We start from the raw sequence: 14,353 nt of genomic DNA, 5'->3' as shown, positions 1-14,353 counted from the left end.
AGGATGCGATGCGGCACCCGACCAACCAAGGAGCACCGGTTCCCATGAGCCTGAGAACAACCGACGACACCGAGGTGATCGTCACCGGAGCCCCGCTGTCGCGTCGACGTCGGCAGCTGCGCAAGACCTCCGAGTCCTACGTCTTCCTCTCGCCGACGATCATCCTGCTCTTCGTGCTGATGATCGTGCCGATCATCATGGTGATCGGGTACTCCTTCCAGGACAACGTCATCCTGAACAAGTCGCCGGAGTTCGTCGGCCTCGAGAACTACACGGGGATCCTCTCCGACCCCCGGTTCTGGAAGGCGACGGGCAACACCGTCCTGTTCACGGTGGCGAGCGTCGTCGCTCACCTCGTGCTCGGCCTCGCCTTCGCGATGATGCTGAACAGTCCGCTGCTGGGCCGGGTGTCGCGGGCGGTCTTCCGGGCCCTCTACATCCTCCCGTGGCTCTTCACGGTCGCCGTCATCGCGGTGCTGTGGCGCATGCTCCTCGCCCCGAACGGCGTGATCAATTTCCTGCTCAACACCGACATCGAGTGGTTGGCCTCCCCGCAGCTCGCCCTCGGCACCATCATCTTCATCAACATCTGGGCGGGGTACCCGTTCTTCATGGTGAGCCTGCTCGCGGGTCTCCAGGGCATCCCGAACGAGCTGAACGAGGCGGCCACGGTCGATGGGGCCGGCGCCGTGCAGCGCTTCTGGAACGTCACGATCCCGCAGCTGCGACCGATCATCGTCAGCCTCGTGCTGCTCGACCTCATCTGGACGTCGCAGCAGTTCGCCCTCATCTGGATGACGACCGGCGGCGGTCCGATCGACGTCACCGAGGTGCTGAGCACCTTCACCTACAAGCTCGCCTTCGCGAAGTACGACTTCTCGAGTGCGGCGACCTCTGCCGTGCTGGTCCTGCTGATGTCGATGGTGCTCGCCGTCTTCTACGTCCGTCACCAGAAAGCGAGGGACTGATCATGGCTCTCACCGCCACCCGCCGACGCACGGTCGCGAAGATCGCGGTCACTCTCGGCCTGCTGCTGGGCGCGGTCTTCGCCGCCGGCCCCGTGCTGTGGATGCTGTCGAGCTCGTTCAAGTCGAACACGCAGATCTTCGAGCTGCCGCCCCGGCTGATCACGGACACGTTCTCGTTCGATGCGTACATCGCGATCTTCACGAACCCCGAGACGATGAGGTTCTTCCTCAACAGCTACATCGTCGCGGGCGCCGTCACGATCCTCACCCTCGTCGTCGCCATCCAGGCCGCCTACGCGTTCAGCCGATTCGACTTCCGGGGCAAGCGCGTCCTGAACGTGGTGATCGTCAGCGTCCAGGCCGTTCCGCCGATCACGCTGCTGATCCCGTACTTCGGGCTCATGGTCGCTCTCGGCCTCTACAACTCCTACCCGGGACTCATCCTCACGTACATGGTGTTCACCCTGCCCTACGCGATCATCATGATGACCGGCTATTTCAACACCCTTCCCCGCGAGCTCGACGAGGCGGTCAGGGTCGACGGAGCCGGTTCGATGACGGCCCTGTGGCGGGTGCTCGTCCCCATCTCCGTGCCCGGGATCGTCTCCATCGGGATCTACACGTTCATGATCGCGTGGAACGAGTACCTCTTCGCCCTGACGCTGACCAAGTCGATCGACATGCGCACCGTCCCCATCGGCATCCAGCTCCTCATGGGACAGCACTCGTACGAGTGGAACCAGATCATGGCGATGAGCGTGCTCGGCTCGATCCCCGTCCTCATCCTCTTCCTCTTCTTCCAGCGGTACTTCATCAGCGGGCTCACGGCCGGGTCCGTGAAGAGCTGACCGTTCCGCCGCTGCCACCCACCACCACGAAACAGGAGAATCAAGTGCTCTACACCGGCAAGTCCATCCTCGACGTCGCGAACGCCAACAACTTCGCCATCCCCGCCTTCAACATCAGCGACTGGGCGATGTTCACCGGCATCATGGACGTCAGCGAGGAGAAGGAGGCCCCCGTCATCATCGCGATCCACCCCGACGAGGTCTCCCACATCACGACCGACCTCATCGCCGCCATGCACGCGCGGGCGCACCGCTCCAGCGTGCCGGTCGCGATCCACTGGGACCACGGCGGCACCTACGAGCAGATCATCACCGCCATCCGCTCCGGCTTCACCTCGGTCATGATCGACGCGTCGCTGCAGCCTTTCGATGAGAACGTGGCGCTCACCCGCAAGGTCGTCGAGGCGGCGCACGCCGTCGGCATCCAGGTGGAGGGCGAGCTCGGCACGATCGGCGCCAACGACAGCTACGGCGAGTCGGGTGCCGCGGAGATCATCTACACCAACCCCGCGGATGCCGTGAGGTTCGTGGAGGAGACCGGCGTCGACAGCCTCGCGATCGCGATCGGAACGTCGCACGGTCTCTACCCCGCCGACAAGAACCCGGAGCTGCGCCACGACCTGCTGGAAGAGATCAAGGCCGCCGTCGGCATCCCGCTCGTGCTGCACGGCGGATCCTCGAACCCCGACGCTGAACTGCGTCGCGCCGTCGAGCTGGGGGTCAACAAGATCAACATCTCCAGCGACATCAAGGTGTCGTACCACAACCGCATGCGCGAGATCCTGGGGACGGACGAGCGCCTTCGGGAGCCGAACGCGATCCAGCCCGAGCCGATCGCGGCGATGAAGGTCACCGCGGCGGAGAAGATCGAGCTGTTCGGGGCGGACGGCAAAGCTCCGCTGTACTGAGCGGTAGGACGGGCGCGGCAGGAGGATGATCGGCGACGTGGGCAGGCGAAGACTCGTACTGGGACTCGGCGGGACCGTCGACTACGAGCTGCGGTGGGATTCCGCCGTGCTCGGAAGGCTGGCGCGGGCTCACGGGATCCGCAGGCACGAGGTGACCTCCACCTCGCCGATCGTCGACGAGAGGTCGCTGATCGTGTCGATCCTCGCGTTCGTCGCATCGGGGACCGGTGCGGAGCGGTTCGTGTCCGACTCCGCGGTGATCGAGCGCTTCAGCGCGCACTTCGCGTACGACGTGACCCTCGGCGGCACCGGAGTGCGCGCAGGGCTCGCGCTCGCCGGACTCGGCATCCCGAGCACTCAGCACCTGGTCAGCATCGACGACACGGTGCGCAGGCTCCTGCCGGACGCGGTCTCGTACGTGTGCTCGGCCGACGCCGACACCCTCGACCCGCACCTCATCGTGCAGTACCCGGCCGGAGCTCAGGTGCAGCTCGTCGATGCCGATATCGTCTCGCCCGCGTCGAACCGTCTCATCTTCGCGAACGATCCTCCCAACCGTGAGATGGCCATCGCCCCGGCGCTCTCCGCGGAGCTGACGGATGCCGGCGGATTCCTGGTCTCGGGGTTCAACACCATGCAGGACCACGCTCTCCTGGAGCGGCGCCTCGGCGAGCTGCAGGCCGCGATGCGGACGCTGCCCGCCGACGCGCTGCTGTACTACGAGGACGCGGGGTTCTACACCCGCGAGTTCTCGGAGACCGTCCGTGCGAGGCTGCTGCCGCGGATCGACGTCTACGGAATGAACGAGGACGAGCTCCAGGAGTACGTCGGCCGCTCCGTGCGGCTGCTCGATGCGGACGAGGTCGCGGATGCGCTGCGCGAGGTGCATGCGCTGATCCCGGTCCCGGCTCTCGTCGTGCACACGCGTTACTGGGCCGTCGCCGTGGGCCCGCAGGCCGCGCGCCACAGGACGGCTCTCGACAGCGCCGTCAGCGTCGCCGCGACCCGCTACCGGCTCGGAGACGACATCACGGCCGACGACGTGGCGGCGACGACGGGGCTCCCGCGTCATGAGGGCGGCGGCGAGCTGGTCAGGGCGGTCGAGGGCTCTCTGCCCGAGGCGGCGGGCGTCGCGGCGTTCCACCTCGACGTGCCCGCGCCGACCACGGTCGGGCTGGGGGACACGTTCGTCGGCGGGTTCCTGGCGGGCCACGTCGAACCCGCGCGGGCGACGGGGCGGCGATCCTGATGCCGATCGCACTGCCCTCGAACCGCCCTCGTGAACGCTTCTACCGTGGCGGGGCGCGGATCACGCGGTTCCGTGGTGAGGCCGCCGCGGCCGCACGCGAGCCGGAGGACTGGATCGCGTCGACCACCACGATCCGTGGCGAGAGCGACCTCGGCCTGACGGTGCTGCCCGACGGGCGGATGCTGCGGGATGCGATCGCCGACGACCCCGTCGCCTGGCTCGGTGCGGCTCACGTAGAGAGGTGGGGTGCGGATGCCCGCCTGCTGGTCAAGCTCCTCGACGCCGGTCAGCGCCTGCCCGTGCACGCGCATCCGCACGATGACTTCGCGGCGACTCATCTCGGCCGGCCTCACGGCAAGGCGGAGGCCTGGTACATCCTCGAGGGCGGCGTCATCCACGTCGGACTGCGCCAGGACGCCGGGGCCGCGGTGCTCGCGGATCTCGTGTCCCGGCAGGATTCCGAGGGACTCCTCTCGCTGCTGCACGAGATCGAGGTCGCAGCGGGGGACGTGGTCTGGGTGCCGCCGGGGGAGCTGCACGCGATCGGTGCAGGCGTCCTGCTGCTGGAGCTCCAGCAGCCGGAGGATCTCTCGATCCTCCTGGAGTGGCGCGGGTTCGAGCTGGACGCGACGGATGTGTGGCATCTCGGCCTCGGCTCCGATCTGGCCCTGAGCGCGGTCTCCACCGTCAGACGCTCGGAGCCCGAGATCGCGTCGCTCGTGCATCTGGCCCCGCGCACCGGTTCGGTGTTCCCGGCGGAGGCCGACCGGTACTTCCGGCTCGAGCGGGTCGATGTCGACGGCGCGACCGGTATCGCCGCGGGCTTCTCCGTCGTCGTGGCGACGGATGGGCGGATGGAGGTGGGCGGCGAGGCCGTTCACCGGGGGAGCGTTCTGCTCGTCGCCGCCGATGAGGGAGAGGTCGTCGTCGACGGGCGCGGCGAGCTGCTGATCGCCCGGCCGCCGGCACCGTAGGCGTGTGAACCGAGCTGAGGGACGAGCTCACGAAACGCAGGTGATCGCAGATCCATCATTGTGTTTGTATTGTTCTCTGTTGTATCGTGTGGGAATCTTCCCTCAACAACGGAGTCTGCAATGTATGCACTGGAGCGTCAGCAGCTGATCGAGCGCATTCTGCTCGACGAGGGCCGTGTCGCCGTCATCGAGCTCGCGCAGCGCTTCGATGTCACGACTGAGACGATCCGTCGCGATCTGGGAGCACTCGAAGACGCCGGCGCCCTCGTCCGCGTGCACGGGGGAGCCGTCGCACGGGATGCCGACAGCATCGACGAGCCGACGGTGCTCGAGAGGACGCACCGGCATGGAGCGGCCAAGCAGGCCATCGCCGCCCGTGCCCTCTCCGCCCTGGGGAGCGGCTTCCGCGGTTCCGTCTTCATCGACGCCGGCACCACGACCGCGACCGTCGCGGACGCCCTGTCGGCGCGCAGCGCTCTCGCATCAGCCGGAGACGAGCGCATCGAAGTGGTGACGCACTCTCTCACGATCGCGCCCGTCCTCGCGGCGGCGGAGGGGATGTCCCTCACCGTCATCGGCGGTCGCATCCGGGGGATCACCGCGGCGGCCGTCGGCGCCGAGACCGTCGGCGCGATCGGCCGTCTCCGCCCTGACGTCGCCTTCGTCGGTGCGAACGGCATCTCCGCGGGATTCGGGCTGAGCACGCCCGACCCCGACGAGGCCTCCGTGAAGGCGGCCATCGTCCGATCGGCACGGAAGGTCGTCGTCGTCGCGGACTCGAGCAAGCACGACAGGGAGCTGCTCGTCACGTTCGCCGCGCTGAGCGACATCGACATCCTCGTGACGGATGCCGAGCCGTCACCCGAGCTCTCGGAGGCGCTGGCCGAGGCCGGAGTCGAGGTCTGGGTCGCATGATCGTCACGCTCACCGTCAACCCGGCGCTGGATCGCACGATCACCCTCCGCGACGCGCTGCGCCCCGGAGAGGTGCAGACCGCTGCGTCCGCCCGGGAAGACGCCGGCGGCAAGGGGATCAACGTCTCCCGGGTCGTCTCGGCGGCAGGCGTCAGGACGCGTGCGGTGCTCCCGCTGGCTGCCGACGATCCCTTCCGCGCCACGCTCAACGCCGCGGGCCTCGCGGTGCGCCCCGTCCCCGTCGAACGGCTCGCCCGCACGAATCTGGCGATCACCGATCCCGCCGGCGTCACGACGAAGCTGAACCTCCCCGGCGCCCCTCTCGCCGTGGCCGACGCCGACGCGATGCTCTCCGCCGTGGTCGAGACCAGCGCCGATGCGGACTGGCTGGTGCTCGCGGGGTCGCTCCCTGACGCGCTCGACGACATGTTCTATGCGGACGTCGTCCGCGCGGTGCGGGATCGATGGGGAACGCGCGCTCCGAAGGTCGCCGTCGACGCCTCCGGTCCCGCTCTGCGCAACGTCGTGGAGCATGCCGCCGTCGACCTCATCAAACCCAACGACGAGGAGCTCGCCGATCTCGTCGGGGGGCCGATCGATCAGAACGACCTCGACGGCGCGGTCGCCGCGGTGGCGCGGGGGATCGTCCCCGGTCGCGTCGCGGCGGCGCTCGTCACGCTCGGCGGGGCCGGCGCCGTCCTGGTGACGGCAGACGGCGCCTGGTGCGCCGCGGCTCCGCGCATCCGTGTCGTGAGCACGGTCGGCGCGGGAGACAGCTCCCTCGCCGGCTACCTTCTCGCGGACCTGGCAGGCGAGCAGCCGGCCGATCGTCTGCGCTCCGCGATCCGCTACGGGGCGGCAGCGGCATCCCTTCCGGGCACCCAGGTGCCGTCATCCGCCGATCTCGGCGACGACGACATCATCGTCCGCTCTCTGTAACCCTGACGACCACTGGAGGTCATCATGTCCGACACCATCACCGCCGAGCTGGTCAGCATCGATGCGGCCCTCGGCGCCGACAAGTCCGCCGTCATCCGCGCTCTCGCCGAGCGCGTCGCCGCACAGGGCCGCGCGAACAGCGCGCAGGGGCTCTTCGACGACGCCTGGGCGAGGGAGGAGAAGGACGAGACGGGTCTGCCCGGCGGCATCGCCATCCCGCACGCGAAGAGCGCGTCGGTGACGATCCCGACCCTCGCCTTCGCTCGTCTCGCGCCGGGAGTCGACTTCGGCGCCCCTGACGGGCCGGCCGATCTCGTCTTCCTCATCGCCGCGCCGGACACGGCCGCCGAGGCGCATCTCGCGATGCTGTCGAAGCTCGCACGGAGCCTCATGCAGGAGGAGTTCACCGGTGCCCTGCGCGCGGCTCGCTCCGCCGAGGAGGTCGTGACGATCGTGTCCACGGCGATCAGCGATGAGCCGCAGCCCGAGGCATCCGCCGCCGTCGCACCGTCCGAATCGGCGGGAGCGCTCGCCGCAGACGGTGCACCGCGTCGCGCCCGCATCGTCGCGGTGACGGCGTGCGCGACGGGCATCGCCCACACCTTCATGGCCGCCGACGCCCTCACTGCGGCGGGGCGAGCGGAAGGCATCGACCTCGTGGTGGAGCCGCAGGGATCGAGCGGGTACAAGGCCCTGCCGCAGAGCGTGATCGACGATGCGGATGCCGTCATCTTCGCGGTCGACGTCGACGTGCGCGCCCAGGAGCGGTTCGCCGGCAAGCCCGTGGTGCGCTCCGGGGTGAAGAGGGGCATCGAGGAGCCGGCACGCCTGATCGCCGAGGCGATCGCCGCGTCGAAGGATCCGTCGGCCGCCCGGGTGTCGGGAGCCGCGGCGTCGTCGTCCGCTGCCGCGCCCGCGCAGGCGCAGTCGATGGGGTCGCGGATCAGGCGCATCCTGCTCACCGGCGTCAGCTACATGATCCCGTTCGTCGCCGCAGGCGGACTGCTGATCGCGCTGAGCTTCCTGCCCTTCCTCGGCGGGTTCAACGTCAACAAAGACGATCAGGCGTTCGACATCGTGCTCGGCAACGCGCTGTGGGCGCTGCCCGACGGCGGCCTCGGCCAGTACATCGGGTCGGTCCTCTTCGTCATCGGCGCCACGTCGATGGGGTTCCTCGTCTCGGCGCTCGCCGGATACATCGCCTTCGCGATCGCCGACCGGCCGGGCATCGCCCCCGGTTTCGTCGCCGGCGCCATCGCGGTGCTCATGAACGCCGGCTTCATCGGCGGCATCGTCGGCGGTCTGCTCGCCGGGTTCATCGCCTGGGCGATCGGGCGCATCGACGCGCCGAGATGGCTGCGCGGCCTCATGCCGGTCGTGATCATCCCGCTGCTCGCCTCGATCGTCGCGTCCGGCCTGATGCTGCTGTTCCTCGGTCGACCGATCGCGGGGCTCATGCAGATCCTGAACGAGTGGCTGACGGGACTCGCCGGCACCTCGGGCATCGTGCTCGTCGGCGTGATCCTCGGTCTCATGATGTGCTTCGACCTCGGCGGACCGGTGAACAAGGTCGCCTACGCGTTCGCGACGGCCGGTCTCGCCTCCGCGTCCTCGGACAACCCCGCGCCGTACCTGATCATGGCCGCCGTCATGTGCTCGGGCATGGTCCCGCCGCTGGCGATGGCCCTCGCCTCCACGGTGCTGGCCCGTCGCCGGTTCACGACGGTCGAGCGTGAGAACGGCGTCGCCGCATGGCTGCTGGGCGCCTCCTTCATCAGCGAGGGCGCGATCCCGTTCGCCGCCGCCGATCCGCTGCGTGTGATCCCCGCATCCATGCTCGGCGGGGCCGTCACCGGTGCGCTCAGCATGGTGTTCAGCGTGCAGTCGCTGGCCCCGCACGGCGGCATCTTCGTGTTCTTCGCGATCAATCCGATCTGGGGCTTCCTCCTCGCTCTCGCCGCGGGGACCATCGTGAGCGCGCTCGCCATCGTCGCCCTGAAGAGGTTCGTCGGCGCGGGAGACCCCGTCACCGTCGCCGCCTGATCACGCACCAGACACCGCATCGAAGGAGAACAGACATGACCGAACGTCAGGCCACCATCGCCAGCAGCTCAGGGCTGCACGCCCGCCCCGCCAAGCTCTTCGTGTCGGCGGTGCAGGAGAAGGGCATCCCGATCACCATCTCCCGCGCGGGCGGGGCCGAGCTCAACGCCGGCAGCATCCTCGCGCTGATGGGACTCGGAGCCTCGAAGGGCGCCGTCGTGACCCTGCGATCCGACGCCGAGGGCGCTGAGCAGGCGCTCGACGAGCTCGTCGCCCTGCTCGAGACGGATCTCGACGCGGAGTGAGCATGACGACGGCCGCCGGGAAGCCCCGGCGGCCGTGGTCGCGCCTCGCCGTCCGCAGCGCAGGGTGCCCGAGCACCGGAACGGATGCGATCCCGGCCCGGCTAGACTGGACTCCATGCCAGAACCGAAAGTCGCCAGTTTTCCGGCGATCCGCGGTGCGCTGAAGTTCTATCAGATCGCGTCGATCATCACCGGAGTCATGCTGCTCCTGCTGGTCACGGAGATGGTGCTCAAGTACACGCCGATCCACCTCGAGCTCTTCGCGGGCGGAAGGGGCGGCTTCCTCTGGTTCGCGCCGGTGGTCGAGGGGCCGGACGGCCTCGAGTCGACGGGCGACGGCCTCAACCTCTCCCTCGGCATCCTCGTCGCCCACGGCTGGTTCTACGTCGTCTACCTCTTCGCGTGCTTCCGCATGTGGAGCCTGATGCGCTGGCCGTTCCTGCGCTTCATCACCCTGGCGCTCGGCGGCGTCATCCCGCTGCTGTCGTTCTTCATGGAGGGCATCGTCGCCCGCGAGGTGAAGACGTACCTCTCCACCAGGGAGGCCGCGACCGCGCAGCCGGAGCCCGATGCGCTCCCCGCAGACCCCGATTCCCGCCCCTCCCCGGAAGGTGTCCGTTGACCGAACAATCCGAGACCCAGCAGCGTCCAGCGCTTGTGGTCGACTTCGGCGCGCAGTACGCGCAGCTGATCGCCCGTCGAGTCCGCGAGGCCGGCGTCTACAGCGAGATCGTGCCGCACACGGCCACCGCTGAGGAGATCGCCGCCAAGAACCCGGTCGCGATCATCCTCTCCGGCGGCCCGTCGTCGGTGTACGAGGAGGGCGCCCCGCGCCTCGACCCCGCGGTCTTCGACCTCGGGGTGCCGACCCTCGGCATCTGCTACGGCTTCCAGTACATGGCGCAGACCCTCGGCGGCGAGGTCGCGAACACCGGCCTGCGCGAGTACGGCGCGACGGATGCCGTCATCTCCGGCGACGGCGGCACGCTGCTCGGCGGCCAGCCTGCCGAGCAGAACGTGTGGATGAGCCACGGCGACCAGGTCGCCACGGCCCCCGAGGGCTTCGAGGTCCTCGCCACCACGTCCGCCACCAAGGTCGCGGCCTTCGCGAACGAGGAGCGTCGCTTCTACGGCGTGCAGTGGCACCCCGAGGTCAAGCACTCCGACCACGGTCAGCGCGTGCTGGAGAACTTCCTACACAAGGGCGCGGGTCTCGCCTCCGACTGGAACAGCGGCAACGTGATCGCCGAGCAGATCGAGCGCATCCGCGAGCAGGTCGGTGACGCCCGCGTCATCTCCGCCCTCTCCGGCGGCGTCGACTCCGCCGTCTCCACGGCCCTCGTGCACAAGGCCATCGGCGACCAGCTCACCGCTGTGTTCGTCGACCACGGCCTCCTCCGCAAGGGCGAGCGCGAGCAGGTCGAGAAGGACTACGTCGAGTCCACGGGCGTCCGCCTCATCACGGTCGACGCGGCCGACACGTTCCTCGGCCACCTCGAGGGTGTGACCGACCCGGAGGAGAAGCGCAAGATCATCGGGCGCGAGTTCATCCGGGCGTTCGAGAAGGTGCAGCTCGACCTCGTCGCCGAGGCCAAGGCCGCGGGCGGCGCTCCGGTCAAGTTCCTCGTGCAGGGCACGCTGTACCCCGACGTCGTCGAGTCCGGCGGCGGCGCGGGCACCGCGAACATCAAGTCGCACCACAACGTGGGCGGGCTCCCCGACGACCTCGACTTCGAGCTGATCGAACCCCTGCGGGCGCTGTTCAAGGACGAGGTCCGCGCCATCGGCCGCGAGCTCGGCATCCCCGAGGCGATCGTCGGCCGCCAGCCGTTCCCCGGCCCCGGGCTCGGCATCCGCATCATCGGCGAGGTGACGAAGGACCGCCTGGAGATCCTGCGCGAGGCCGATGCCATCGCGCGCGAGGAGCTCACCAAGGCCGGCCTCGACCAGGAGATCTGGCAGTGCCCCGTGGTGCTGCTCGCCGACGTCCGCTCCGTGGGCGTGCAGGGCGACGGCCGCACCTACGGCCACCCGATCGTGCTGCGTCCCGTGTCGAGCGAAGACGCGATGACCGCCGACTGGACGCGCCTGCCGTACGACGTGCTGGCGAAGATCTCGAACCGCATCACCAACGGGGTGCGCGACGTCAACCGCGTCGTCCTCGACGTGACCTCCAAGCCGCCGGGGACCATCGAGTGGGAGTGACGCCGTCGCTCCCACTCGCCTGACGTCGAAAGGGCACGGACCATCGCGGTCCGTGCCCTTTCGCGTCCCCGGGCGCTGCGGGCGGCGCGGCTCAGCCCAGGTGCTTCATCGCCTCGCGCCGCGAGAGCCCGCTGAGCTCGCCCTCGTGCGCGGCGACGAATGTGCGCACCCACTCCGGGTCGGTCTTCGCGTACTCGCGCAGGGCCCAGCCGATCGCCTTGCGGATGAAGAACTCCGTGTCGGCGATGTTCGGCTGGATCGCGCTCACCAGCAGCGCGAGGTCGGTGTCGACCCGCCGTCCGAGCTGGGAGATGATGCTGGCACGTCGCACCCAGAAGTCCTCGTCGCGCGCCCAGGCGACGAGCACGGGCGTGAGGTCCTCCGGGTGGGCGTCCAGCGTCTCCGCCAGCCGGTGCGAGACCTCGTCCACGTGGTCCCACCAGGCGCCGGTGCGGATCATCTCCTCGTGCACGTCGAGCATGTCCAGCCGCCCGCGCAGCGGACGCAGCCCCATGATCTCGGTCGCGGCGTAGCGCTCCTCGCGGTGCGTCGCCCCGCGCCACAGCTCCAGCGCGGCGGCACGGAGCTCCGCAGCATCCTTCCGTCCGCGGGCGGCCTGTCGCGCGATCCTTCGCGCCTGCGGCACCTTCACGCCGAGGAACGGCATGGATGACTTCATGTACGCCTGCTGACCGGGCGCGATCGTGGGATCCGCGCCCTCGCGGAGGGCCTGGCGGATGCTGTCGACGAGGTCTGCGGCGGTCACGGAGCGAGTCTAGAGCGGACCTGCGACGGATCTCGGGAACTTTTTTTCGCGAGGATGTCGATCCGATGCGTTCCCGTTCGACGTCTTCAATGAGAGGGTCGAGAGACGGCCCCACGATCAAGGAGAACATCATGAAGTACATGCTCATCATGCGCGCGACCGACGAGGCACTCGAGGCGTCGAAGGAGATCCCGTTCGAAGAGATGATCGAGTCGATGGGGCGCTACAACGAGTCGCTCATCAAGGCCGGCGTCATGGCGGGCGGCGACGGTCTGACGGACGCCGCTGAGGGCGTCGTCGTCGACTTCTCCAGCGAGCCGCCCCTCGTCACCGACGGCCCCTACGGCGAGACGAAGGAGCTGTTCAACGGCTTCTGGATCCTCGAGGTCTCGTCCAAGGAGGAGGCCGTGGAGTGGGCGAAGCGCTGCCCCCTCGGCCCCGGCTCGAAGCTGGAGATCCGTCGCATCCACGGTGTCGAGGACTTCCCCCAGGACAACGAGTGGGTGCAGAAGGAGAAGCAGTGGATCGAGGACGCCGCCGCCAAGGCCGCCGAGGCCTGAACCGGGCGGGATGCCGACGATGACCGGTGAGGCGATGGCGCGCTCCGCACCCGACAGGGGAGCGGCGGAGCGCGCCGTCGCGGCCGTGTGGCGCATCGAGTCGGCGAAGATCGTCGCGACGCTGTCGCGTCTGGTCGGAGACTTCGGTCTCGCGGAGGACCTCGCGCAGGAGGCGCTGCTCGACGCGCTCGCGCAGTGGCCGGTCGAGGGCGTGCCGCGCAACGGCGCCGCCTGGCTCACCGCGGTCGCCAAGCGCAAGGCGATCGACGGCTGGCGTCGGCGCGAGCGGCTGGACGACCGCATCGCCGTGCTCGCTCACGACCTGGAGCGCGAACAGGGGGAGGCGGCCGACGCGCTGCCCTGGGACCCGGATGCCGTCGATGACGACGTGCTGCGCCTGATCTTCATCTCCTGCCACCCCGTGCTGTCGAGGGAGGCGCAGGTCGCGCTGACACTGCGGGTGGTGGGCGGCCTGTCGAGCGAGGAGATCGCACGCGCCTTCCTCGTGCCCACGGCGACCGTGCAGCAGCGGATCGTGCGCGCGAAGAAGACGCTGGCAGCGGCGAACGTCCCTTTCGAGATGCCGTCGCGGGAGGAGCATGCGGCGCGGCTCGGGGGCATCCTGGGCGTGCTGTACCTGATCTTCAACGAGGGGCATGCGGCGTCGAGCGGATCCGACTGGATGCGTCCGGAGCTCAGCGTGGAGGCGATCAGGCTCACCCGCGTGCTCGCCGCTCTCATGCCGCGCGAGCGCGACGTGCACGCCCTTCTGGCGCTCATGGAGCTCACAGCGGCCCGGTTCCCTGCGCGCATCGACGCGAACGGGGATCCCGTGCTGCTGGCCGATCAGGACAGGTCTCGCTGGGATCGCGGACGCATCGCGCGCGGACGCGCCGCTCTCGCCGCCGCCGATGCGCGGGGAGGCGGACGCAGCGCCTACGGGCTGCAGGCGGCGATCGCCGAGCGCCATGCGGTCGCGCCCTCCGTCGAGGAGACCGACTGGGAGAGCATCGTCGTGCTCTACGAGGCCCTGGGGCGGCTGGCGCCCTCACCGGTCGTCGAGCTGAATCGCGCCGCAGCCGTCGCGATGGCGACGGGGCCGGCATCCGCTCTCCGGATCATCGACCGGATCGCGGAGTCGGGTGCCCTGCGCGGATACCACCTCCTGCCCGCCACCCGCGGCGAGCTGCTGCTGCGGCTCGGCCGTACCGAGGAGGCGCGGAGCGAGTTCGCGACGGCCGCCTCCCTCGCCGGCAACGATCGCGAGCGGGCGCTGCTGCAGTCAAAGGCCGCCGGAGACTGAAAGACCCGCCCCCTTCGACAGCCTCGGCTTTCGAAGGGGACGGGCGTATGTATCAGCGCGGGTCAGTCGCGGACAGCACGTCCACGTCCGGCCACGAGGCCGTAGATCAGCAGCACGATGATCGAGCCGGCGATCGCGAGCAGCCACGTGCCCAGGTCCCAGAACTCGGTGAGCGGACGGTTGAGGATCAGGCTGCCGAGCCAACCGCCGAGCAGCGCTCCCACGACGCCGAGAAGAAGGGTGATGAACCATCCTCCGCCCTGACGGCCGGGAAGGATCAGCTTCGCGATGGCTCCGGCGATGAGGCCGAGAAGAAGAAAGCCGAGAAAGCTCATGGTCAGCTCCTTTGTGTCAGGAGCCCCGGGGTGCCA

The 14,353-nt window shown here is 69.3% G+C and carries 15 protein-coding genes; 13 read left to right on the top strand and 2 right to left on the bottom strand.

Features of this window, described 5'->3' with window-relative positions:
- Positions 1-44 precede the first annotated feature (44 nt).
- From ACFVRO_RS16335 to guaA, 11 genes are all read left to right on the top strand, one after another.
- Positions 45-968, top strand: coding sequence for a carbohydrate ABC transporter permease (locus ACFVRO_RS16335; protein ID WP_386954195.1), 924 nt, complete (start codon positions 45-47; stop codon positions 966-968).
- 2 nt (positions 969-970) lie between these two features.
- Positions 971-1,816, top strand: coding sequence for a carbohydrate ABC transporter permease (locus ACFVRO_RS16330; RefSeq protein WP_386954192.1), 846 nt, complete (start codon positions 971-973; stop codon positions 1,814-1,816).
- A gap of 44 nt (positions 1,817-1,860) precedes the next feature.
- Complete coding sequence (locus ACFVRO_RS16325) at positions 1,861-2,724, top strand: ketose-bisphosphate aldolase (RefSeq protein ID WP_105672727.1); 864 nt, start codon at positions 1,861-1,863, stop codon at positions 2,722-2,724.
- Between the two features lie 37 nt (positions 2,725-2,761).
- Positions 2,762-3,973, top strand: coding sequence for an ADP-dependent glucokinase/phosphofructokinase (locus ACFVRO_RS16320; protein ID WP_386954190.1), 1,212 nt, complete (start codon positions 2,762-2,764; stop codon positions 3,971-3,973).
- Positions 3,973-4,947, top strand: coding sequence for a carbohydrate kinase (locus ACFVRO_RS16315; RefSeq protein WP_386954187.1), 975 nt, complete (start codon positions 3,973-3,975; stop codon positions 4,945-4,947). The genes ACFVRO_RS16320 and ACFVRO_RS16315 overlap by 1 nt, the downstream gene beginning before the upstream one ends.
- 120 nt (positions 4,948-5,067) lie before the next feature.
- Positions 5,068-5,862: a DeoR/GlpR family DNA-binding transcription regulator gene (locus tag ACFVRO_RS16310; RefSeq protein WP_386954186.1), complete on the top strand. Its 795-nt coding sequence runs from the start codon at positions 5,068-5,070 to the stop codon at positions 5,860-5,862.
- Positions 5,859-6,800 (top strand): 1-phosphofructokinase family hexose kinase, encoded by a 942-nt coding sequence (locus ACFVRO_RS16305; protein ID WP_386954184.1) that lies wholly within the window; start codon positions 5,859-5,861, stop codon positions 6,798-6,800. The genes ACFVRO_RS16310 and ACFVRO_RS16305 overlap by 4 nt, the downstream gene beginning before the upstream one ends.
- A gap of 24 nt (positions 6,801-6,824) precedes the next feature.
- A complete protein-coding gene (locus tag ACFVRO_RS16300) occupies positions 6,825-8,843 on the top strand; it encodes a fructose-specific PTS transporter subunit EIIC (RefSeq protein WP_386954181.1) in 2,019 nt (672 codons plus the stop codon).
- A gap of 35 nt (positions 8,844-8,878) precedes the next feature.
- Entirely contained in the window at positions 8,879-9,148 is a 270-nt protein-coding gene (locus ACFVRO_RS16295; protein ID WP_386954179.1) for an HPr family phosphocarrier protein, read from the top strand.
- 115 nt (positions 9,149-9,263) lie between these two features.
- Positions 9,264-9,770, top strand: coding sequence for a DUF3817 domain-containing protein (locus ACFVRO_RS16290; protein WP_223586938.1), 507 nt, complete (start codon positions 9,264-9,266; stop codon positions 9,768-9,770).
- Positions 9,767-11,353 (top strand): glutamine-hydrolyzing GMP synthase, encoded by a 1,587-nt coding sequence (guaA, locus tag ACFVRO_RS16285; protein ID WP_105672735.1) that lies wholly within the window; start codon positions 9,767-9,769, stop codon positions 11,351-11,353. Before ACFVRO_RS16290 ends, guaA begins: the two co-directional genes overlap by 4 nt.
- Before the next feature lie 91 nt (positions 11,354-11,444).
- Here guaA and ACFVRO_RS16280 read toward each other — a convergent pair whose 3' ends face one another.
- A complete protein-coding gene (locus ACFVRO_RS16280) occupies positions 11,445-12,119 on the bottom strand; it encodes a DNA alkylation repair protein (protein ID WP_386954177.1) in 675 nt (224 codons plus the stop codon).
- A 131-nt stretch (positions 12,120-12,250) separates the two neighbouring features.
- Between ACFVRO_RS16280 and ACFVRO_RS16275 the strand changes: the two genes are divergently transcribed.
- Together ACFVRO_RS16275 and ACFVRO_RS16270 are read left to right on the top strand one after the other, a co-directional pair.
- Positions 12,251-12,679, top strand: coding sequence for a YciI family protein (locus ACFVRO_RS16275; RefSeq protein ID WP_105672789.1), 429 nt, complete (start codon positions 12,251-12,253; stop codon positions 12,677-12,679).
- A 19-nt stretch (positions 12,680-12,698) separates the two neighbouring features.
- On the top strand, positions 12,699-13,982 hold the full coding sequence (locus tag ACFVRO_RS16270) for an RNA polymerase sigma factor (RefSeq protein ID WP_386954175.1): 1,284 nt from the start codon (positions 12,699-12,701) through the stop codon (positions 13,980-13,982).
- Between the two features lie 62 nt (positions 13,983-14,044).
- Here ACFVRO_RS16270 and ACFVRO_RS16265 read toward each other — a convergent pair whose 3' ends face one another.
- On the bottom strand, positions 14,045-14,317 hold the full coding sequence (locus ACFVRO_RS16265; protein WP_223586936.1) for a GlsB/YeaQ/YmgE family stress response membrane protein: 273 nt from the start codon (positions 14,315-14,317) through the stop codon (positions 14,045-14,047).
- Positions 14,318-14,353 lie beyond the last annotated feature (36 nt).

This window comes from Microbacterium sp. NPDC057944 (assembly GCF_042887445.1).
In the GTDB taxonomy this organism is placed as follows: Bacteria; Actinomycetota; Actinomycetes; order Actinomycetales; family Microbacteriaceae; genus Microbacterium; species Microbacterium natoriense.
Note: the sequence above shows the minus strand (reverse complement) of the source record. Positions and strands in the feature narration are given on the sequence as shown.